General features: G+C 67.7%; 16 protein-coding genes and 1 pseudogene. 16 read left to right on the top strand and 1 reads right to left on the bottom strand.

Going from position 1 to position 21,683, the window contains the following annotated elements; all coding sequences use genetic code 11:
* The first annotated feature begins 310 nt into the window (after positions 1–310).
* From VI26_RS23185 to VI26_RS07720, 14 genes and pseudogenes are all read left to right on the top strand, one after another.
* Entirely contained in the window at positions 311–3,556 is a 3,246-nt protein-coding gene (locus VI26_RS23185; RefSeq protein ID WP_156183795.1) for an EAL domain-containing protein, read from the top strand.
* 367 nt (positions 3,557–3,923) lie between these two features.
* A pseudogene (gene infA / locus VI26_RS07780) lies at positions 3,924–4,136 on the top strand (translation initiation factor IF-1); the annotation flags it as partial.
* A gap of 66 nt (positions 4,137–4,202) precedes the next feature.
* Complete coding sequence (locus VI26_RS07775) at positions 4,203–4,424, top strand: hypothetical protein (RefSeq protein WP_048409173.1); 222 nt, start codon at positions 4,203–4,205, stop codon at positions 4,422–4,424.
* 439 nt (positions 4,425–4,863) lie between these two features.
* Positions 4,864–6,186 (top strand): glycoside hydrolase family 19 protein, encoded by a 1,323-nt coding sequence (locus tag VI26_RS07770; RefSeq protein ID WP_156183794.1) that lies wholly within the window; start codon positions 4,864–4,866, stop codon positions 6,184–6,186.
* A gap of 218 nt (positions 6,187–6,404) precedes the next feature.
* Positions 6,405–6,995: an ANTAR domain-containing response regulator gene (locus VI26_RS07765; RefSeq protein WP_048409171.1), complete on the top strand. Its 591-nt coding sequence runs from the start codon at positions 6,405–6,407 to the stop codon at positions 6,993–6,995.
* Between the two features lie 17 nt (positions 6,996–7,012).
* Entirely contained in the window at positions 7,013–8,110 is a 1,098-nt protein-coding gene (locus tag VI26_RS07760; RefSeq protein ID WP_048409170.1) for a CmpA/NrtA family ABC transporter substrate-binding protein, read from the top strand.
* Between the two features lie 302 nt (positions 8,111–8,412).
* Positions 8,413–9,615, top strand: coding sequence for an MFS transporter (locus VI26_RS07755; RefSeq protein WP_048409169.1), 1,203 nt, complete (start codon positions 8,413–8,415; stop codon positions 9,613–9,615).
* Positions 9,616–9,634: 19 nt separating this feature from the next.
* On the top strand, positions 9,635–12,067 hold the full coding sequence (gene nirB / locus VI26_RS07750; RefSeq protein WP_048409168.1) for a nitrite reductase large subunit NirB: 2,433 nt from the start codon (positions 9,635–9,637) through the stop codon (positions 12,065–12,067).
* A gap of 7 nt (positions 12,068–12,074) precedes the next feature.
* Positions 12,075–12,404 carry a nitrite reductase small subunit NirD gene (gene nirD, locus VI26_RS07745; RefSeq protein ID WP_048409167.1) on the top strand — a complete coding sequence of 110 codons (330 nt, stop codon included), beginning with the start codon at positions 12,075–12,077 and terminating at the stop codon, positions 12,402–12,404.
* A 16-nt stretch (positions 12,405–12,420) separates the two neighbouring features.
* On the top strand, positions 12,421–15,114 hold the full coding sequence (locus VI26_RS07740; RefSeq protein ID WP_048409166.1) for a nitrate reductase: 2,694 nt from the start codon (positions 12,421–12,423) through the stop codon (positions 15,112–15,114).
* 84 nt (positions 15,115–15,198) lie between these two features.
* A complete protein-coding gene (locus VI26_RS07735; RefSeq protein ID WP_197081418.1) occupies positions 15,199–15,969 on the top strand; it encodes an ABC transporter substrate-binding protein in 771 nt (256 codons plus the stop codon).
* Between the two features lie 517 nt (positions 15,970–16,486).
* Positions 16,487–16,993: a DUF2165 family protein gene (locus VI26_RS07730; RefSeq protein WP_197081417.1), complete on the top strand. Its 507-nt coding sequence runs from the start codon at positions 16,487–16,489 to the stop codon at positions 16,991–16,993.
* 257 nt (positions 16,994–17,250) lie between these two features.
* Positions 17,251–18,360: a methyl-accepting chemotaxis protein gene (locus VI26_RS25235; RefSeq protein WP_048409164.1), complete on the top strand. Its 1,110-nt coding sequence runs from the start codon at positions 17,251–17,253 to the stop codon at positions 18,358–18,360.
* Entirely contained in the window at positions 18,353–18,817 is a 465-nt protein-coding gene (locus tag VI26_RS07720; protein WP_048409163.1) for a GNAT family N-acetyltransferase, read from the top strand. Before VI26_RS25235 ends, VI26_RS07720 begins: the two co-directional genes overlap by 8 nt.
* A 10-nt stretch (positions 18,818–18,827) precedes the next feature.
* Here the strand turns inward: VI26_RS07720 and VI26_RS07715 are convergent, their stop codons facing one another.
* The gene (locus VI26_RS07715) at positions 18,828–19,244 is read right to left on the bottom strand and encodes an anti-virulence regulator CigR family protein (RefSeq protein ID WP_048409162.1); all 417 of its coding nucleotides are present in this window, start codon (positions 19,242–19,244) and stop codon (positions 18,828–18,830) included.
* Positions 19,245–19,388: 144 nt separating this feature from the next.
* On the opposite strand from VI26_RS07715, the gene VI26_RS07710 reads away from it, so the two are divergent.
* Positions 19,389–20,318, top strand: a complete 930-nt coding sequence (locus VI26_RS07710) for a chromate resistance protein ChrB domain-containing protein (RefSeq protein WP_048409161.1) — start codon at positions 19,389–19,391, stop codon at positions 20,316–20,318.
* 2 nt (positions 20,319–20,320) lie between these two features.
* Positions 20,321–21,667 carry a chromate efflux transporter gene (gene chrA / locus VI26_RS07705; protein WP_048409160.1) on the top strand — a complete coding sequence of 449 codons (1,347 nt, stop codon included), beginning with the start codon at positions 20,321–20,323 and terminating at the stop codon, positions 21,665–21,667.
* Positions 21,668–21,683 lie beyond the last annotated feature (16 nt).

Here is a 21,683-nt window from a genome sequence, read left to right as displayed (position 1 = left end):
CCAAACACGCCTCCATCGTCAAACCATGCGCTCTCCTCGCTCCGAATATCGCCAGCGCAAACCCCGGACAGCGCCGACAGTTGCGATATAGCGCGGCAGCCTACATTCAGCAAAACCGGAAAATACTTAGCAGCCATTCAAAATCCGGGGCTCGTCGAATATCTCCCACATCAACGCGGGCATTTTTGGCGGGCCATTTTTATGCACCCCCGATATTGCTATTAAGTAGTTGGCCTTTTTGAAATCCATACCCAACAATGAATCAGTGACTGGCCGCATCCGCCTTGGGCGCGAGCGCAGTGAGGAAGCCATGCCGACGACCAAGAAACCCGCCGCCGTAAGCGGAAGCGCCGCAGGCAAACACCAGCGCCGTCTCCGCGATTTGCTGAAACGCTACGATGCCGCTTTCGCCGCCGGCGCGTCGCTGGACAGCCTGCTGCGGCAACTGGAACAGCTGCGCGAATACGCATTGCGCCACGCCATCGACGAGACGCAAATGCTGTCCGCGCTGGCCGCGCGGCCGGAACCGCCGCTGGATTCGGCGGCCGGGCGGCAGGCGCGGCAGTGGCTGACCGACATGACACGCGGCCTGGGCACGCAGTTGAGCCAGGCCTCCGCTCCGCCGCAAGCGCAGGCGATGCTGGAGCAGTTGGAAGACGCGGTGCTGCTGCTGGACCACGCCAGCCAGCAAGTCTTGTACGTGAACGCCGCGCTGATGGAACTGCTGGGCGGCGGCAGCGCGCCGCCCTGCCCGCTGCCGCTGGCGGCGCTGGCCCCGGACAGCGGGCTGACCGAGGCGCTGCGGCCGCTGCTGACGCTGCCCGCCGACAAGCCCAGCCAAATCTCCGCCACCCCGCTGCGCCGTCCGTCCGGCGACGCCGGCCATATCGACATCCGCTCACGGCCGCTGCGCATCGACGCGCGGAACTGCCTGCTGCTGACCCTGCGCGACGCCACCGACCGGCTGGCCTCGGAACGGATGCTGACCCGCCATCTGGACATCCTGGCGCAGCTGGCCGGCCTGTCCACCGAATTGGCCAGCCAGCCGGCGGAAACATTGTGGTCGCGCATGAGCGCCCTGCTGGAACGAGTGGGACGCTTCCTGGACGCGGATCGCTGCCTGCTGGCCCTGATCGACGCCGATGGCCGGCAGTTGAATATTGTCCGCGAATGGCGGCGCGACGCGCAGCCCGCCGGCCCTCCCGCCGCCATCGCCCGCACCCGGCTGTGCTGGCTGGAACAGCAGTTGGGACAGCAGCGCACCCTGTTGCTGAACGACGGCGCCGAGTCCCCGGAAACCGCCGACGCGCTGGAGCGATTACTGGGCGTCGACGGCCACAGCGCGCTATTGGCCACGCTGCGGCCGCGGCAATGCTGGCGCGGCGTGCTGGCGGTCAGCGCGCCGGCGCCGCACAGCTGGCTATGGATAGAGCAGCATATGCTGCAGTCGGTGGCGGACATGCTGTCCAACTTCCTGGAGCGCAGCCAATTCCACGACGACGCCCAACGTCGTCAACGCGAGGCCTTGGCCCTGGCGCGGATTGGCTATTGGGAATGGCGGCGCGGTGACGCCGCGCCGCACTGGTCGGCGGAGCTGTACCAGCTGTGCCAGCGTGAACCGGCGCAATTCCAGCCCGTGGCCGCGCAGTTGCCAGCGCTGCTGCCGCCCACGGACTGGCCGCTGCTGCGCCGGGCCCTGCGTCAGGCGCTGCGCCTCCGCGCGGCCGCGCAACTGGATCACCGCCTGCTGCTGCCCGACGGCCGCGAGCGCTTCGTCCGCCATCACATCGCGCAGGAGCGGGACGCCGGCGGCCGCCTGCTCCGGCTGAGCGGCACGCTGCAGGACATCAATGAATTCAAACGGCGCGAGCAAGCGTTGCAACAGGCTGCCGTCGTCTACGAACACACGCTGGAAGGCGTGGTGATCGCCGATGCCGACAAACGCATTCTCGACGTCAACCAGGCCTTCTGCGCCATTACCGGCTACCCGCGCGCCGAGCTGCTGGGCCAGATGCCGCGCCTGCTGCATTCCGGCCATCACGATGCCGGCTTCTACCGCCAGCTGTGGCAGAGCGTGGAAGAAAGCGGCCGCTGGCAAGGCGAAATCTGGAACCGCCACAAGGACGGCAGCGCGGCGCCGGCCTGGCTCACCGTCACCGTGGTGCGCGACGAGAACGGCGCGGTGCGCAACTACGTCGGCGTGTTCTCCGACATCGCCCAGATCAAGAAATCGGCCGCCGAGATGGCGCAGCTGGCGCATTACGACTCCTTGACCACCCTGCCCAACCGGCTGCTGTTCCTGTCGCGGCTGGAACACGCGATCGAAACCGCCAAGCGCGAGCGCCGCCGCGTGGCGGTGCTGTTCATCGACCTGGATAATTTCAAGCAGATCAACGACACCCAAGGCCACGGCGCCGGCGACTACTTGCTGGTGGAAGTGGCCGCCCGGCTCAAGGACTGCCTGCGCGCCAACGACACCGTGGCGCGCATCGGCGGCGACGAATTCCTGATCCTGCTGGAGAACCAGAAGGCCGACAATCCCGTCATCGATATCGCCAACAAGATCGTCAAGGCCTGCGCCCGGCCGTTCCAGCTAGAGGGCCAACCGGTGACGGTGGGTTGCAGCGTGGGCATCAGCATCTACCCGCGCGACGGCCAGGATGCCGAAAGCCTGATGCGCAACGCCGACGCCGCCATGTACCAGGCCAAGAACGAGGGCAAGGGCGCCTTCCGCTTTTACACCGAAGAACTGACCCAGCGCGCGCGGCTGCGCGTGGAGCAGGAACAGGAACTGCGCCTGGCGCTGGAGCGGCGCGAGCTGTTCCTGGTGTTCCAGCCCAAATACCGCCTGCAAGATGGCGTGCTCACCGGCGCCGAAGCGCTGCTGCGCTGGCAGCACCCGACGCAAGGCCTGATCGGGCCGGACACCTTCATCCCGCTGGCGGAGGAAACCGGCCTGATCATTCCCATAGGCAGTTGGCTGATCCGCCACGCCTGCGGCGTTCTGCGCCGCTGGCTGGACGCCGGCCTGTCCCCCGGCGTGCTCAGCCTCAATATCGCCGGCGCGCAGATCCAGCGCGCGCCCATTCTGCAAACCCTGAAGCAGGCGCTGCGCGACTGCCGCATCCCGGCGCGGCAGATCGAACTGGAAATCACCGAGCGCTTCGTGATGAGCAATCCGGACGCCCACCTGAAAGTGCTGCGCGAGCTGCGCCAGTTGGGCGTCAGCCTGTCGATAGACGACTTCGGCACCGGCTACTCCTCGCTCAGCTATCTGCGGCAATTGCCGGTGCAAACGCTGAAGATAGACCAATCGCTGGTGCAGGGCCTGCCCGACCACGAACACGAAACCAGCATCAGCCTGGCCATCATCTCGCTGGCCAAGACCTTGCGGCTGGATCTGGTGGCCGAGGGCGTGGAAACCGAGGCCCAGCGCCGCTTCCTGCTGGACGCCGGCTGCGAGCACGGCCAGGGCTATCTTTATGCCAGGCCGATGCCGGAGGACAAACTGGCCGAGTTGATGCGCAGCGGCCGCGTCAGCGCCGCCGACAGCTGAGTTTCCGCCGCGAAAAACCCGCTTGCCGATGAGATTTTCGACACAGCGGCCAGCCTGGCCGGCCAATCCATCTCCCTGATTTTTTTGTGAAAACCGCCACGCCATGTTGGCTTATGAGCGCCCTGGCCGAGATATTCTTGTATTTTTCTGACAAATCAGTGCGTTAGATATATAATACCGTTCGCCTCAGATTTTCTGATCGTTCCGGCAGCTGCCTGCTGGACGCTCCGCCTTGCCTGAGGGCTGCCTGTGAAGCCAGCCCCTCCCTAGCTTGGTTACCGAATAGACGCGCCAATAGCTCCTGCTCGCGGCAGTCCATGTGACTGCCGCTGTGGCTGTTGGCCTACCGCATTAGAAAGGAATCGTAATGTCCAAAGAAGACATGATCGAACTGGAAGGTGTTGTCATTGAAATGTTGCCCGAGTCCCGCTTCCGCGTGCGTCTGGACAACAACGTCGAAATCCTGGCCTATGGCTCGGGCAAGATGAAGATGCACCGTATTCGCGTACTGGTAGGCGACCGCGTCACTGTAGAGATGTCGCCCTACGACTTGACCAAGGGCCGCATCAATTTCCGTCATCCGACGGCGCCGGCCGGCGGCGGCACGCCTCGCCCCCATCACAACCGACGCCGTTGATCTGCCGGCATGACCCGCTATCGCGGTCATGCCCTGGAGCAACATTTGCGAGTCAATGAACTCAAACCCGGCGATTACATCGCCGAACAACACGATAGCGCCGCAATCACATTTACCGTGATTGCGGTCAATGCAGTAGGACGTCACTGTCACGTCACTTTTTCGTCGGAACTGGGCCTGGATTCCGCCAGCTACCCGCACGACGCCTGGATCAACGCCTCTCGCCCCTGAGACGGCCCCACGGTCCGATTGACGCTCAACGCCGCACCCGTCCGGGATCTCACCCCGGCGCCCGCCGCGGCCGCTTCCGCTTTCTTCGCCCCTTCCGGCTTAGCCGCGCGCCGGCCGCATGGCCGCGTCAATCCCATTCTCCTTCAAAAAGTCGTTTGACATATCAAAAATTGGTTCCATAGTGGTATCTATGCCGTGCGTCGCGCGCGGCAGAAAACCATCTAGGGCAACCTCGAAAACCGCCGCGATCCGTTCAAGAGCAAGACGCGTCCTCTGACATCAGAACGCAAGCCCCGAGACTGCGCGCAAGGCAAAGCCAGAAGCCTGTGACTGAGCGAGGCCATCGGACCGCGCAGCGGGTGTGTCGAGGCCCCCATAAACGGCTGCGATGATTTCGCGCGGCGTCCCCCGCGCCGGCAGCCCGACAACAGGAGCCAACATGCACAAATCCCTTTCCGCCCTGCTGCTGGGCCTGGCCTGCCAGGCCGTCCTGGCCGCGCCCTGGAATGCCGCTACCGTCTATCAAGCCGGACAAAAGGTCCAATGGCAAGGCCAGGACTGGCAAGCCAAATGGCGTACCCGCGCCGAGACGCCGGCCGCCAATCCCAGGGGCAGCTGGACACCGGCCGCGGCCAAGGCCGCCGCGCAGACCGCCACCGTCCAGGCACAGCCGCCCACGCTGCAACAGGCACTGCAATACGAGGCCAGCCTGACCGACACACCCTTCTTCCGCAGCGTCAAGGCCTCGATCCGCACCCTGCCCAACGCCCAAGTGGAACAGGTGGCGCCCGGCCGCGCCGCCAACCCGCTGAACGTGCGTCGGGTGGAACGCCTGCTGCCGGCGGCCAAATGGGAGTATTACTTCTCGCGCCGCGACGCCAGCTACAGCTACCAGCGCTTCCTGCAGGCCATCGCCAAGTTTCCGGCCATCTGCGACGACTACGGCGACGGCCGCGACGGCGACGCCATCTGCCGCCACAGCCTGGCCACCATGTTCGCCCACTTCGCCCAGGAAACCGGCGACCACAACCGCAGCGACACGGTGCCGGAATGGCGGCAGGGCCTGAAATACCTGCGTGAGATGGGCTGCGCCGAGACCGGCCCCGGCTGCGGCTACAACACCGAGTGCGCCGATCCGGTATTCAACAAGGTATGGACCTGCGGCAAGAACGCCGACGGCAGTTGGAAGAAATACTTCGGCCGCGGCGCCAAGCAGCTGTCCTACAACTACAACTACGGCCCCTTCTCCCAAGCCATGCACGACGGCGACCAATCGGTGCTGCTGCAGAACCCGGACCTGGTGGCCTCCACCTGGCTGAATCTGACCTCGGCCACCTTCTTCTTCGTCTACCCGCAGCCGCCCAAACCGTCGATGCTGCACGTGCTGGACGGCACCTGGGTGCCCAATGCCGCGGACAAGGCGGCCGGCGCCGGCAACAACTTCGCCACCACCATCCAGATCATCAACGCGGAATGCGGCGGCGGCACCGAGCGCCAGGCGGCGCAGAACCGCATCGACTACTACCGCCAGTTCGCCAACGATCTGGGCTGGGACTACGGCAACGAGCAATTGTCCTGCGCCAATATGCAGCGCTTCAGCGCCGCCAGCTCCGCCGCCTACAATATTTACTGGGAGCAGGACTGGAAATGGGGCAATGACTACAAGTGTCAGTTGGTGAGCTATCAGACCCCGTACAGCGCGCTGCAAGCCGGCAACTACCAGCGCTGCGTCGAGGACAACTGGAAGATCAAGCTGAAATGAAATTGGCCGGCCCCGCGTGAGCGGGGCCGGCCTCGCCAACGACTCTTGTTCACCCGTGCGTCACCTCCCCGTCCATTGGCCTTGTCTCCGCTCAACGATAAGCCATCGCGGCTAAACGCCGCGTCAATCCGGCGACGTCCTCGCTAAAAATCGCATCAAGATTTCCCTTGGGCACGGCGCTTGCTTCAGCGAATCCATCCCTTTCCATCGGCATTGCAATGTCCGCCCCTCCGCCGCTACGCCTGCTGCTGGTCAACGACCACGCCAAAACCATCGCCTCGCTGCGCCAGGCGCTGGCGCGCGCCGGCTACGCCATCATCGCCGAAGTGGACAGCGCCGCGGCGCTGCTGCAGGCGGTGGAGCGGCTGCGGCCGGACGTGGTGATCGTGGACACCGAGTCGCCGTCGCGCGACACCCTGGAGCAGCTGGCGCTGCTGGGCGAGATCGCGCCACACCCGGTGGTGATGTTCGCCGATCAGGGCGATCTGCCCACCATAGAAGCCGCGGTCCACGCCGGCGTGGCGGCCTATGTGGTGGACCAGGCCGACGCGACGCGGTTGGCGCCCATCATCGATCTGGCCCGCGCCCGCTTCGCCGAGGACGCCCGGCTGCGACAGCGGCTGGCGGCGGCGGAGCAGCAACTGGCCGAGCGCAAGCTGATCGAGCGCGCCAAGGGCATTCTGATGGACAAGCGCCGGCTCAGCGAAAACGACGCCTACCAGGCGCTGCGCCGCCAGGCGATGCGCGAGGGCCTGCGCATCGCCGACCTCGCCCGGCAACTGATCCAGGCCGCCGAACTGCTAGGTTGAACCGCAAGGAAACCCTCATGACCATTCCGCACCGCCTGCGCCTGGGCTATCTGCCGCTGACCGACAGCGCGCCGCTGATCGTCGCGCGCCAGCTTGGGCTGGACCGCCGCCACGGCCTGGAACTGGAATTGCTGCGCCAGCCTTCGTGGAGCGCGGTGCGCGACAAACTGCTGGACGGCCGCCTGCACGCCGCCGCGGCGCTTTACGGCCTGGCCTACGGCATGCAGCTGGGTCTGGCCGGCCCGCAAGCCGACATGGCGCTGCTGATGACGCTGAACCAGAACGGCCAGGCCATCACCCTCAGCCATCCGCTGGCCGACGCTCTGGCGGCGGCGCCGCAGCAGGCCTTGCCGCGCCGCGTCCGCCAAGGCGGCGCGCCGCTGACGCTGGCGCACACCTTTCCCGCCGGCACCCACGCGTTGTGGCTCAATTACTGGCTGGCGGCGCAAGGCCTGGACCCGCTGCGCGACGCGCGCCTGGTGGTGATTCCGCCGCCGCAGATGGGCGCGGCGCTGGAAGCCGGCCAGCTGGACGGTTTTTGCGCGGGCGAGCCCTGGCACCAGCAGGCGGCGGCGCGCCAGGCCGGCCGCATCGCCGTCGCCAGCGGCGAGATCTGGCCCGGCCACCCGGAAAAAGCCCTGCTCTGCCGCCGTGGTTTCGCGCAAGAAGAACCGGCCGCCGCCGCCGCGCTGATCATGGCGCTGCTGGAGGCCTGCCGCTGGCTGGAGCACGGCGAAAACCGCCGCCAGGCGGCGCGCTGGCTGGCGCGGCCGGAGCATATCGCCCTGCCGGAAACGCTGATCGCCGCCACCCTGCCCTCGGCCGCCGCCGGCGCGTCGGCGCTGCGCTTCTTCGACCAGGGCCGGGTCAACCATCCCTATCCGTCCGACGGCGTCTGGTTCATCGACCAGTTCCGGCGCTGGGGCTGGCTGCGCGGCGACGAGGACGCGCAGGCCGTGGCCGCCGCGGTGAGCCAGAGCCGGCTTTACCGGCAGGCGGCGGACGCGCTGGGCCTGCCCGCGCCGGCCCGGCCGCAGCGCCGCAGCCGGCTGTGCGACGGCGTGGAGTGGGACGGACGGCCGCGCTACCCGGCGACGGAGCGTCTGCTTGATTAAGCCCCGCATGTTGCAACGCACAAACTCAGTGCGCGGCCGGCTATTTTCGCACCAGCGCGGTGCGGCTTCCCGCCGCGAATCCACGCGAAACCCGGATTTCCCGCGCGCGGAGGCTGGCACGGCGTTTGCATAAGTCAAGCCGGGCCTGGCACAAAGACGTGCCCCGCCCACCCCAAATGCTTGTCCGGCCAATGGCGGCCGGGACGGCAACGGACAACGGCGTCCGCTCCTGCTATCACCGAGGAGCGAACGCCGTTTTTATTTTGGCCGGCCCCCGGCCGCTCGCGGCACAGGAGTTTCGCATGGACCGTTCTTTCTGGCACACCGGGCACAAGCCCACCTTGCTGTCCGCCTTTCTCTACTTCGACCTCAGCTTCATGGTCTGGTATCTGCTGGGCCCGCTGCAGGTGCCCATCGCCGCCGCGCTGGACCTGGATACCCAAGAACGCGCGCTGATGGTGGCCACTCCCATCCTGGCCGGCGCGCTGCTGCGGCTGGCCGTCGGCATGCTGGCGGACCGCATCGGCGCCAAGCGCACCGGGCTGATCGCCCAGATCGTCGTCATCGCCGCCTTGCTCGCCGCCTGGCGCGTCGGCCTCTCCAGCCTGGGCGGCGCGCTGCTGCTGGGCCTGTTCCTCGGCGTGGCCGGCGCCTCCTTCGCCGTGGCGCTGCCGCTGGCCTCGCGCTGGTATCCGCCGGCGCATCAGGGCACGGCGCTGGGCATCGCCGGCGCCGGCAACTCCGGCACCGTGCTGGCGGCGCTGTTCGCGCCGGCGCTGGCGCTGCAGTTCGGCTGGCAGAACGTGTTCGGCCTCGCCTGTCTGCCGCTGCTGTTGGCGCTGCTGCTGTTCGCCCGGCTGGCCAAGGACGCGCCGGGCGCGCCGCCGCCCAAGCGCTGGGCCGATTATCTGGCGGTGCTGGCCCAGCGCGACGCCTGGTGGCTGATGCTGTTCTACGCCATCACCTTCGGCGGTTTCGCCGGCTTCGCCAGCGCGCTGCCCGGCTATTTCCACGACCAGTTCGGCTTCGACGCCAAGACCGCCGGGCTCTATACCGCCGCCTGCGTGTTCGCCGGCTCGATGATGCGGCCGCTGGGCGGCGTGCTGGCGGACCGCGTCGGCGGTACCCGCTCGCTGCTGGCCGTCTACCTGGCGGTGGCGGCGCTGCTGTTCGCCGCCGGCCTGGAAGCGGGCGGCGCCGGCGGCGCGCTGCTGCTGTTCGTGCTGGCCATGCTCTGCCTCGGCGCCGGCAACGGCGCGGTGTTCCAGCTGGTGCCGCAGCGCTTCGGCGGCGAGATCGGCGCGGTCACCGGCCTGATCGGCATGGCCGGCGGCGTCGGCGGCTTCCTGCTGGCGGCCGGCCTGGGCGTGATCAAGCAGGCCAGCGGCGGCTACGCCATCGGACTGTGGCTGTACGCCGCGCTGGCCTTGGCCGGCTGGGCCGGCCTGGCCGGGCTGCGCCAGCGCTGGCGCGCCGGCTGGTCTCTCGCCAGCGCCCGGCTCTGAACCCGCGAGGACATCCATCATGACCAAACCCAAACTCGTGGTGGTCGGCAACGGCATGGCCGGCATCCGCACCGTGGAAGAGCTGCTGACGCTGGCGCCGGACCTGTACGACATCACCGTGTTCGGCGCCGAGCCGCACCCCAATTACAACCGCATCCAGCTGTCGCCGGTGCTGGCCGGCGAACAGACCTTCGACGACATCGTGCTCAATCCGCGCGCCTGGTACGCCGAACGCGGCATCAGCCTTTACACCGGCAAGACCGTGGTGGAGCTGGACCGCGCGCGCCGCCTGGTGCGCGCCGACGACGGCAGCGTCGCCCCTTACGACAGGCTGCTGCTCGCCACCGGCTCGCTGCCGGTGATGCTGCCGCTGCCGGGCCGCGAGCTCACCGGCGTCATCGGCTACCGCGACATCCGCGACACCGAAGCCATGCTGGCGGCCAGCGCCGGCGGCGGCCGGGCGGTGGTGATAGGCGGCGGCCTGCTCGGCCTGGAAGCCGCCTACGGCCTGAAGCAGCGCGGCATGGACGTCACCGTGGTCCACCTGGCGGACTGGCTGCTGGAAAGACAACTGGACCCCGCGGCCGCCCAGTTGCTGCAGGCCTCGCTGGAAGCGCGCGGCCTGCGCTTCCTGCTGGGCCGCCAGACCGCCGCGCTGCTGGACGACGGCCATGGCGCGGTGGCGGCGGCGAAGCTCGCCGACGGCGAAACCCTGGAGGCCAAGCTGGTGGTGATGGCGGTGGGCATACGCCCCAATATCGCGCTGGCCGCCGGCGCCGGCCTGCACTGCGAGCGCGGCGTGGTGGTCAGCGACGCGCTGCAGACCTTCGACCCGCGCATCTACGCGGTGGGCGAATGCGTCAGCCACCGCGGCGTCTGCTACGGACTGGTGGCGCCGCTGTTCGAACAGGCCAAGGTCTGCGCCAACCATCTGGCCCAACTGGGCAGCAGCCGCTACCAGGGCTCGGTGATGGCCACCAAACTCAAAGTCACCGGCATCGATCTGTTCTCCGCCGGCGACTTCATCGGCGGCGGCGATTGCGAAGAGATCGTGCTGTCCGACCCGGCCGGCGGCCTGTACAAGAAACTGGTGCTGCGCGAGGACAAGCTGATCGGCGTCTGCCTGTACGGCGACACCGCCGACGGCGCCTGGTACTTCAAGCTGCTGCGCGAACAGCGTGCGATAGGCGATCTGCGCGAGCGGCTGATCTTCGGCGAAACCGCCATCGGCGACGTCGGCGTCCAAGGCCAGAGCCGCGCCGCCGGCATGCGGGACGGCGACGAAGTCTGCGGCTGCAACGGCGTCAGCAAGGGCGCCATCGTCAAGGCGATCAAGGAGAACGGCCTGTTCACCCTGGACGAGGTCAAGCAATGCACCAAGGCCGGCAGCTCCTGCGGCTCCTGCAGCGGCCTGGTGGAACAGATCCTGATGAACACCGTGGGCGCGAGCTTCCAGGAAGCGCCCAAGACCAAGGCCGTCTGCGGCTGCACCGATCACAGCCACGCCGAGGTGCGCAAGGCCATCCGCGACCACCGCCTGCTGGACCACGCCGCGGTCTACCACTTCCTGGAATGGCGCACCCCCAACGGCTGCGCCAGCTGCCGCCCGGCGATCAACTACTACCTGCTGTCCACCTGGCCGCGCGAGGCGGTGGACGATCCGCAAAGCCGCTTCGTCAACGAGCGGGTGCACGCCAATATCCAGAAGGACGGCACCTTCTCGGTGATCCCGCAGATGAAGGGCGGCGTCACCAACGCCGCCGAGCTGCGCCGCATCGCCGACGTGGCCGACAAATACCGGGTGCCCATGCTCAAGGTCACCGGCGGCCAGCGCATCGACCTGCTGGGCATCCGCAAGGAAGACCTGATCGATGTCTGGAAAGACCTGGGCATGCAATCCGGCCACGCCTACGGCAAATCCATCCGCACCGTGAAAACCTGCGTCGGCAGCGAATTCTGCCGCTTCGGCACCCAGAACAGCACCCAGATGGGCATAGACCTGGAAACCATGCTGGCCAATATGTGGGCGCCGCACAAGGTCAAGCTGGCGGTGTCCGGCTGCCCGCGCAACTGCGCCGAAGCCGGCATCAAGGACGTGGGCGTGATCGCGGTGGACTCCGGCTGGGAGCTGTACGTGGGCGGCAACGGCGGCATCAAGACCGAGGTGGCGCAATTCCTGTGCAAGGTGAAGACCGCCGAGGAAGTGAAGGAATACAGCGGCGCCTTCCTGCAGCTCTACCGCGAGGAAGGCTATTACCTGGACCGCACCGTCCGCTACATCGCCCGCGTCGGCCTGGATTACGTCAAAGCGCGGGTGGTGGACGACGCCGCCAACCGCCAGGCCTTGTACCAGCGGCTGCTGTTCGCGCTGGAAGGCTTGCCCGACCCCTGGGCCGCCCGCATCGCCGGCGCGCAGCGCCAGGAATACATCCCCTTGAAAGTCATCGCCTGAGGCCGCCATGGAACCCACCCCGCCCCCCTCCTCCCGCTGGCTGCGCATCTGCGCGCTGGACGACATCCCGCTGCTGGGCAGCCGCGTGCTGGCTCGCGACGACGGCGACATCGCCCTGTTCCGGCCGCAGCCGCAGCAAGTGTTCGCGCTCTTGGACCGCTGCCCGCACAAGGGCGGCCCGCTGAGCCAGGGCCTGGTGCACGGCGCGGCGGTCACCTGCCCGCTGCACGGCTGGACCCTCAATCTGGACGACGGCGAAGCCCAGGCGCCTGACCGCGGCTGCGCGCGACGCTTCCCGGTCAGCCTGCGCGACGGCGACGTCTACCTGCAACTGTGAACCCGGGGACCGCGCCATGACCACCACCCCCTCCACCTGCTGTTACTGCGGCGTCGGCTGCGGCGTGCTGATCCACAGCGACGGCGCGCGCGTCACCGGCGTGGAAGGCGACCCGGCCCACCCCGCCAACCACGGCCGGCTGTGCAGCAAAGGCCTGGCGCTGGCGGACAGCTGCGCCAGCCTGTCCGGCCGCGCGCTGCACCCCGAACTGCGGCTGACCCGCGACGCCGCGCGCCGGCGCGTGGACTGGGACAGCGCGCTGGACACCGTGGCCGAGCGGCTGGCCGACGTGATCCGCCGCCACGGGCCGGACGCGGTGGCGGTCTACGCCTCCGGCCAATTGCTGACCGAGGACTACTATCTGTTCAACAAACTGACCAAGGGCCTGATCGGCAGCAACAATATCGACACCAACTCCCGGCTGTGCATGTCCAGCGCGGTCAGCGGCTACAAGCTGGCGCTGGGCGCCGACGGTCCGCCCACCTGCTACCAGGACCTGGACCTGGCCGATTGCGTGCTGCTGGCCGGCAGCAATACGGCCTACGCCCACCCGGTGCTGTTCCGCCGGCTGGAGGCCGCCAAGGCGGCGCGGCCGGACCGCAAGTGGATCGTGGTGGACCCGCGCCGCACCGACACCGCGGCGCTGGCGGACCTGCATCTGCAGATCCAGCCCGGCAGCGACGTGGCGCTGTTCAACGGCATGCTGCACCACCTGATCTGGGAAGGGCTGATAGACGAGAGCTACATCGCTGCCCACACCGAGGGCTTCGACGCGCTCAAGCGCCTGCTGCGCGACTATTCGCCGCGCCAGGCCGCCGGCCTGTGCGGCATCGCCGAGGCCGATCTGACCGCCGCCGCCGAATGGTTCGGCCGCAGCCCGGCCAGCCTGTCGCTGTACTGCATGGGCTTGAACCAGTCCAGCCACGGCACCGCCAAAAACCTGGCGCTGATCAATCTGCACCTGGCCGCCGGCCAGATCGGCCGCCCCGGCGCCGGCCCGTTCTCGCTGACCGGCCAGCCCAACGCCATGGGCGGCCGCGAAGTGGGCGGCATGGCCACCATGCTGGCCGCCCACCGCGACATCGCCAACCCGCAACACCGCGCCGAAGTGGCCGCCCACTGGGGCGTGCCGCCGGAGCGGCTCTCCGACCGCCCCGGCCTGCCGGCCATCGCGCTGTTCGACGCGCTCAAGGCCGGCCGGGTCAAGGCGGTGTGGATAGTCTGCACCAATCCCGCCCACTCCTTGCCGGACCTGGAGCAAGCGCGCCAGGCGCTGGCCCAGGCCGAATTCGTCATCGTCCAGGACGCCTACGCCGACACCGACACCGCCGCCTGCGCCGACGCGCTGCTGCCCGCCGCCAGCTGGGGCGAAAAAGAAGGCACGGTCACCAACTCCGAACGCCGCATCAGCCGGGTGCGCGCCGCCGTGCCGCCGCCGGGCGAGGCGCGCGCCGACGGCTGGATCGCCGCCGAAGTGGGCCGCCGGCTGGAACGGCTGCTCTACCCGGACGCGCCCAGCCTGTTCGAACACAGCGAACCGGCGGCGGTGTTCGCCGAACACGCGGCGCTGACCGCCGGCCGCGATCTGGACCTCAGCGGCCTCAGCCACGCGCGGCTGGAGCGCGACGGCCCGCAGCAATGGCCGTTCCCGGCCGGCGCGGCCGCCGGCCAGGCTCGGCGTTACGAGGACGGCCGCTTTGCCACCGCCAACGGCCGCGCGCTGTTCCACGCCACGCCCTACCGGCCGCCGGCGGACGCGGTCAACGCCCATTACCCCTTCCGCCTGCTCACCGGCCGGCTGCGCGACCAATGGCACGGCATGAGCCGCAGCGGCCGGGTGGCGCGGCTGTTCTCCCACGCGCCGGAACCGACGCTGGACATGCACCCGGCCGACGCCGCCCGCCGCGGCCTCCAGGCCGGCGAACTGGTCAGGGTGGAAAGCCGGCGCGGCGGTCTGGTGCTGCCACTGGCGCTCAGCGAGGAACTGCCCGGCGGCTGCGTGTTCGCCGCCATGCACTGGAGCGGCCAGCATCTGGACAGCGGCGGCGTCAACCAGGCCTGCTCGCCGGCGGTGGACCCGCAATCGTTCCAGCCCGAACTCAAGCACGCCGCGGTGCGGGTGGAACGCGCCGAACTGCCGTGGCGGGTGCGCGCCGCCAGCCGCCACCCGGACCTGCCGGCGCTGCGCGCGCGGCTGCAGCCCTTGCTGGCCGGCTGCGGCTACGCCGCGCTCAGCCTGCGCCCGCCGGACATCCTGGTGCTGAACGCCGCCCACGCCCAGCCGCGGCCGGACTGGCTGGCCGAGCTGACTTGGCTGCTGGACCTGGACGGCGGCCCGCAGCTGCAAACCTTCAGCGACGCGCGCCGCGGCCTGGAACAACGCATCGCCTGGCGCGACGACGCGCCCTGGGCCTACGTCTTCGCCGGCGGCCAGGACGACGGCGCGCGGCTGCTTGCCGCGATGCAAAGCGGCCGGCCCTGGCCCGGCAGCCGGCTCAGCGCGCTGGTCCCCGGCGCCGCGGCCGCGCCCGCCGCCGCGCGCATCGTCTGCAACTGCCTGCAAGTGGACGCCGAGCGCATCCAGGCGGCCATCGCCGACGGCGCGGACCTGGCCGGACTCAAGGCGCGGCTGGGCTGCGGCGGCGTCTGTGGTTCCTGCGTGCCTGAGTTGAAGCGCATGCTGGCGCGACAGGCGGAACGGGAATATTGAAACCCCGGCGCGGAACTCTATGCTAAGGGAGTCCGGCGCTGTTACCCTCTGCGCAGGCGATAGCGATGGATGCGTGGATTGGGCTTGAAACAGATAGGACTGCTGATCGCGGCGCTGAGCGCGCAAGCCGCGGCGGCCGCGCCGACGCTGGACATGGTCTATGGCGCGGTGGCATCGGACCCCTATATGAGTGGCGAGGGCGCCGACATGCCGCCCCACCCCGGCGCGGTGGTGGAGATGGCGCGAGCGGCGGCCAAGGCTTGCGGCGTGACGCTGAAGCTGTCGCGCCTGCCCGGCAAGCGCCTGCTCACCGAGATGCAGCACGACCAGCACGACGCCGCCTTCATGTTCTCCCACAGCAAGGAGCGCGAAGCCTATTTCGACTATCCGCTGCGCGGCGGCACGCCGGACCCACGCTACCGTCTGACCACGCTGGCCTATTCCTTGTACGCGCTGAAAAACACACCGCCGGCCTGGAACGGCGGCAATCTGCCCGCGCTGGGGGCGATAGGCGTCAACGCCGGCTGGTCCATCGCCGACGATCTGCGCGCCAAGGGCGCCAAGGTGGAAACCGCCAAGGACAGCGAGATGAATTTCCGCAAGCTGCAAGCGCGCCACATCGTCGCCTTCGCCACGCAAAACCATATCGGCGACCGCTATCTGGAAGACCACCCGCAAGCCGGCATCGTCCGCCTGCAGCCGCCGTTGTCACGCAAGGACTACTACCTGGTGTTCGGCAAGCGCTGGCACCGTGACAATCCGGCGCTCGCCAGCTGCCTGTGGCAGCAAGTCGGCGTCTTGCGCGAGAGCCTGCTGCCCACGTTGCTGCGCCGGCCCTGGTACCGTCAGCCTTGAAACAGCCTTCACAGACCAAGCCGGTTCAATCACTTGCGAGCAAGGCCGAGGCAAGACCTTGCAGCGGGAAAAACGGAATGCGCCAATAGCGCGCCTCATTCCAAATGTGGTTTTCACCGCCCCTTTCTATCGTCCGCCACCGTATGGCAGATCATGAAGAGGTTCTAAACGCCCCTTGATCACATTAGGATGCTCATGAGTGTCCAAGCTGCGGTGGCTTAACTCTGCTGCCATGAGCGTCCAGTCATTCCACCTTGTCTTTCCAACCAACAAGGCTACAAACCAGCCAGTAGCACCGGCTTGGAATTCGCTTCGAGCACCACGGATAGCCGTGCGCGCCTCATGTTCCCGCTTGGCTGAGCTCGCATCCAACTCCGCACGGTGTTTCTCCTACACGACCCCAGCTTCCCGCGCTTTGGGCTCGGAATGCCACACGCTCCCCACCGATACGCTCAGCTCATGAGCCTGAACTCGCGCAGAGCCTCGTCACCTCCCTCATCTATTTCGGAGCTTAGCCATGTTTATGATTCGCCTCTCCAAAACCAGCATGGTGCTCGCCATGGCTTTGTTCGCCACCCTGGCGGCCTTTGGCAATATCACTGACTATGCGAGCAATTTCGCTTTCGTCCAGCATGTGTTCATGATGGATACCACCACCCCTGGCAACGGCATCATGTATCGTGCCATTGCCTCCCCCTGGGTCCACCATGCCGGCTATATCGGCATCATCGGTTTGGAAATCGCTACGGCCTTCCTGTGCTGGGTCGGCGGCGTCCAGTTACTGAGGGCGCTAAAATCCGACAATCTTGGCTTTCAGCTTGCCAAGCGCTGGGCGGTGGCCGGCCTGAGCTTGGGATTTCTGACTTGGCAAGTCGCTTTCATGTCGGTGGGTGGCGAATGGTTTGGCATGTGGATGTCCAAGCAATGGAACGGAATGCCGGATGCCTTCCGCTTTTTCATCACCTTGCTGAGCGTATTGATCTACCTGACCCTGCCCGATGACAGGCTAATCGAACGCGACTGACCCCTTCTCCTCCAAGCTGGCAACACGCTGGCCAGATTGGCTGCCGTTTTCTGGCAACCCGTCACGGCCATGCTTTCAAGCAGCCAATTCTTGCAAATTATGATTTTTGTCATAATTGATAGAATTTATTAAAGACAAATGATTGCGAATTCATGACAGCATTCGGATAATGCTAAACGTTTATTTAAAATCACCCGGCCACATGCAAGCGCAAGCCATGCCTGCCTGTGCCGGCCCAGCTTCAAGAGGAGAATGGAATGTGGTTCCGGAACAAGGACAAGGCCGCGCGCGAGCAGGCGGAACGCTTGAAACTCGGCCAGGAGGCGGAGCAGTTGCGCCAGGAGCTGCAACACACCCGCAGCCGCGCCGATGAAGCCGAACGCCAGCTTGCCGCCAGCCAGGCCAAGATTCAGGAACTGCGCGGGCTGATCGCCAACCTGTCCGCCTTCGCCCAATCGATGACCGACACCCAGCAATCGCTGGCCACGCTTTCCAGCGTGATGAGCCGGGAAAAAGATCGCGCCGTCGCCGCGCAAGGCATCTCACAGCAAAGCCGCCATTCCATAGATCAGATCGCCGCCGATCTGTCCAAGCTGGCCGACGCCTCCCAGGGCGCGGCGGAAAAAGTGGGACAGTTGGACGCGCGCGCGCAAGAGGTGGGCGGCATCGTGCAATTGATCCGCGACATCGCCGATCAGACCAATCTCTTGGCCTTGAACGCGGCCATCGAGGCGGCGCGCGCCGGCGAGCAGGGCCGCGGCTTCGCCGTGGTGGCCGACGAAGTGCGCAAGCTGGCCGAACGCACCGCCACCGCCACCGCCGACATCGCCAAGCTGGTGGAGCAGATCCGCGGCGACAGCGCCGGCAGCCGCAGCCAGATGGGCCAATTGGCCGAGCAGGCCGCCAGTTTCAGCCAGGATGGCGAGGCCGCCGCCGGCACCATGAAGCAATTGCTGGACATGTCCACCAGCATGGAAGGCAGCATCGCCGCCTCCGCGCTGCGCGGTTTCTGCGAACTGGCCAAGATGGATCACCTGATCTACAAATTCCGTGTCTACCAAGTGATGTTCGGTCTGTCGGACGAAGACATCGGCCATTTCGGCTCGCATCAGCACTGCCGCTTCGGCAAGTGGTATTACGAAGGCGAAGGCCGCGCCGGCTTCTCCCACCTGCCCGGCTTCCGCGAAATCGAAGCGCCGCACGCCAAGGTGCACACCGCGGCGCTGGACGCCTTGCGCGCCCACGCCGACGGCGATAGCCAGGCCGCGGTGGAGCATGTCGCGATGATGGAAGCCGCCAGCCTGCAAGTGCTGGCTGGGCTGGAACACATGGCCAGCGCCGGCGAGACGGAAGCGCGCCATGGCTGAGGCCGCCTTCGCCATCCGTTTGCTGCAAGCCGACGATTACGCCGGCTGGCTGCCCTTATGGCGCGACTACAACGCCTTCTACGGCCGCGTCGGCGTCAGCGCCCTGCCCGAGGAGGTGGACCGGGAAACCTGGCGCCGCCTGCTCGCGCCGGCGGAACCGGTGCACGGGCTGGCCGCGGTCGCCGACGGCGCGCTGCTGGGCATCGCCCACCTGCTCTACCACCGCAGCACCATCCAGATCCAGGACAGCGCCTATCTGCAGGATCTATACGTTGCGCCGACGGCCAGGGGCGGCGGCATCGCCCGCGCGCTGCTGCTGGCGGCGGCGGAACGGGCGCGCGGCGACGGCGCCGCCATGCTGTACTGGCGCACCGCCAGCGACAACCACACCGCGCGCCGCTTGTACGACCAGGTGGCGGAGCTGGCGGACGCGGTGATCTACCGCCAAGTCTTGTGAACCGACTGAATCAGCGCAACACGTCCAGCAAGATATCCGCGATCAAGCCGCTGGCCGCCACCAGCACCAGGTCCGCGCCCACCGCCCGCCACTCATAGCCGGGGTGGCGCGGCAATTGGTTCAGCAGGGGCGCCGGCAACACCTGTTTGGCGATGCCGGGCGGCAAGGGCTTGCCACGCGCCAGGCGCTTGCGCATGCCCGGCGGCAAGGATTTATAGCCGGTCACCCCTGAGTCCAGCGCCAAGCGCCGCGCGGCGGCGACGCTGATGCCCGCCGCCACCAAGTCCTTGTCCGTCGCCTCCCTGTCCTTATCCATGTGCTTGCCCTGGCCATGCCCCTGGCCCTTGCCTTCCGGCGGATTGGCCAGCGCCGGCGCCGCCAGCGCCGCCGCCAACAACAGCGCCGACCATTGCTGCCATCGCTTCATCTTCGTCTCCCGTCTCTGTTGAGCCCGATTTAGATTATCGACCACGCGCCGGCCAAGCTTGAGTCCAACTTCGCCATGCGCCCCAACAAATACATATTGATCACTATATAATTGTAGAATACGCTACAAAAAATGGAGCACATCATGGACTGGTTGCTGCTGATCACTTCTTTGCCCACCGAAAACGCCACCGCGCGCATGCGCGCCTGGCGCGCCTTGAAAGCCTGCGGCTCAGCCGCGCTGCGCGACGGCGCCTACCTATTGCCCGGCAGCAACGCCCGGCTGCAACAATTGGAGGCCATCGCCTCCGACATCCAACAACACGGCGGCGTCGCGCGGCTGCTGGCCTGCCGGCCGCTGGACGGCAGCGATTTCCCGCCGCTGTTTCAGCGCGACGCCGACTATCAGCAGCTGCGGCAGGACATCCAGGAGCAACTGAGCGGGCTGGACCCCGACAACGCCGCCGAGCGCCTGAAACAATGGCGGCGGCTGGGCAAGGCCCTGGCCGGCATCGCCGCCATCGACTTCTTCCCCGGCGCCGCCCAGCAACAGGCGCAGGCCGCGCTGCAACAACTGGAAGCCGCCATCCAGCAGCAATTGTCTCCGGGCGAGCCCCATAGCCGGGACATGCAGATTCCGCGCCGCGCCATCGCCGACCACCAGGGCCGGATCTGGGCCACCCGCCGCCGCCCCTGGGTGGACCGGCTGGCCTCGGCCTGGCTGATCCGCCGCTTCATCGATCCGCAGGCGCGCATCCTGTGGCTGGCCGCGCCCGGCGACTGCCCGCCGGAGGCGCTGGGCTTCGATTTCGACGGCGCCGCCTTCACCCATGTCGGCGACAAGGTCAGTTTCGAGGTGCTGCTGGCCAGCTTTGGCCTGGACGCGCCGCCGCTGCGGCGGCTGGCCGCGCTAGTGCATTATCTGGATGTGGGCGGCGCGGCGCCGCCGGAAGCCAGCGGCGTGGAAACCGTGCTGGCCGGCTTACGCGCCGCGCTGAACGACGACGACCAATTGCTGGCCGCCGCTTCCAACATCTGGGACGGGCTCTACCAACAGTTCGCCAAGGAGACCTGAACATGCCGCCCAGCCCCCGCGACGCCGCGCCCGCCCCCGTCGGCTTCCGGCAAGCGCTCCGTTTCTGGCTCAAGCTGGGCCTGATCAGCTTCGGCGGCCCAGCCGGGCAGATCGCCATCATGCACCAGGAGCTGGTGGAGCGCCGGCGCTGGATTTCCGAACGCCGCTTCCTGCACGCCCTGAATTACTGCATGCTGCTGCCCGGGCCGGAAGCGCAGCAACTGGCCACCTATATCGGCTGGCTGCTGCACCGCGGCTGGGGCGGCGTCGCCGCCGGCGCGCTGTTCGTGCTGCCGTCCTTCTTCCTGCTGGTGCTGCTGTCCTGGGTCTATATCGCCTACGGCCACCTAACCTGGATCGCCGGCCTGTTCTACGGCATCAAGCCCGCGGTGGTCGCCATCGTGGCCCAGGCGGCCTGGCGCATCGGCACGCGCACGCTGAAACGGCCCTGGCTGTGGGGCGTGACGCTGGCCTCGCTGTGCGCCATCGCGTGGTGGCAAACGCCCTTCCCGCTGATCGTGCTGGCGGCGGCCTTGATCGGCGCGCTGGCCGGACGGCTGCGGCCACATTGGTTCCAGGCCGGCGGCCATGGCGGCGCGGACGCGCATTACGGCCCGGCGCTGATCGACGATCACACCCCGCCGCCGGCGCACGCCCGCTTCTCCTGGCTCCGGCTCGGCCGCGCCGTGCTGGCCGGCCTGCTGCTGTGGTCCTTGCCGATGGCGCTGCTCGCCGCCGTCTACGGCTGGCACGGCGGCTTCACCCAGATGGGCTGGTTCTTCACCAAGGCCGCGCTGCTGACCTTCGGCGGCGCCTACGCGGTGCTGCCCTATGTTTACCAGGGCGCGGTGGCGCATTACGGCTGGCTAAGCGCCGGCCAGATGCTGGACGGCCTGGCGCTGGGCGAAACCACGCCGGGGCCGCTGATCATGGTGGTGGCCTTCGTCGGCTTCGTCGGCGGCTACGCCAAGGCGCTGCTGGGTCCGGAGCACCTGTTCCTGGCCGGCGCGCTGGCCGCGGCGCTGGTGACCTGGTTCACCTTCCTGCCCTCCTTCGTCTTCATCCTGGCCGGCGGCCCGCTGATCGAACACAGCCATGGACAGATCCGGCTAACCGCGCCGCTGACCGCCATCACCGCCGCCGTGGTCGGGGTGATCGCCAACCTCGCCCTATTCTTTGGCTGGCATGTGCTGTGGCCGCAAGGCTGGCGCGGCGGCGTGGACTGGGCCGCCACCGCCATCGCCGCGCTGGCGGCCTGGGCGCTACTGAAACGACAAGTCAAGGCGATGCCGGTGATAGCCGGCGCGGCGCTGGCCGGCCTGCTGCTCAGCCTGTGGCGCCTGCCGTGAACGCATTCCCCCATCG

The organism is Chromobacterium sp. LK1 (genome assembly GCF_001043555.1).
GTDB classification, from domain to species: Bacteria; Pseudomonadota; Gammaproteobacteria; order Burkholderiales; family Chromobacteriaceae; genus Chromobacterium; species Chromobacterium aquaticum.
The sequence above is the reverse complement of the archived record's forward strand: the minus strand, read 5'-3'. Positions and strand labels throughout refer to the sequence as shown.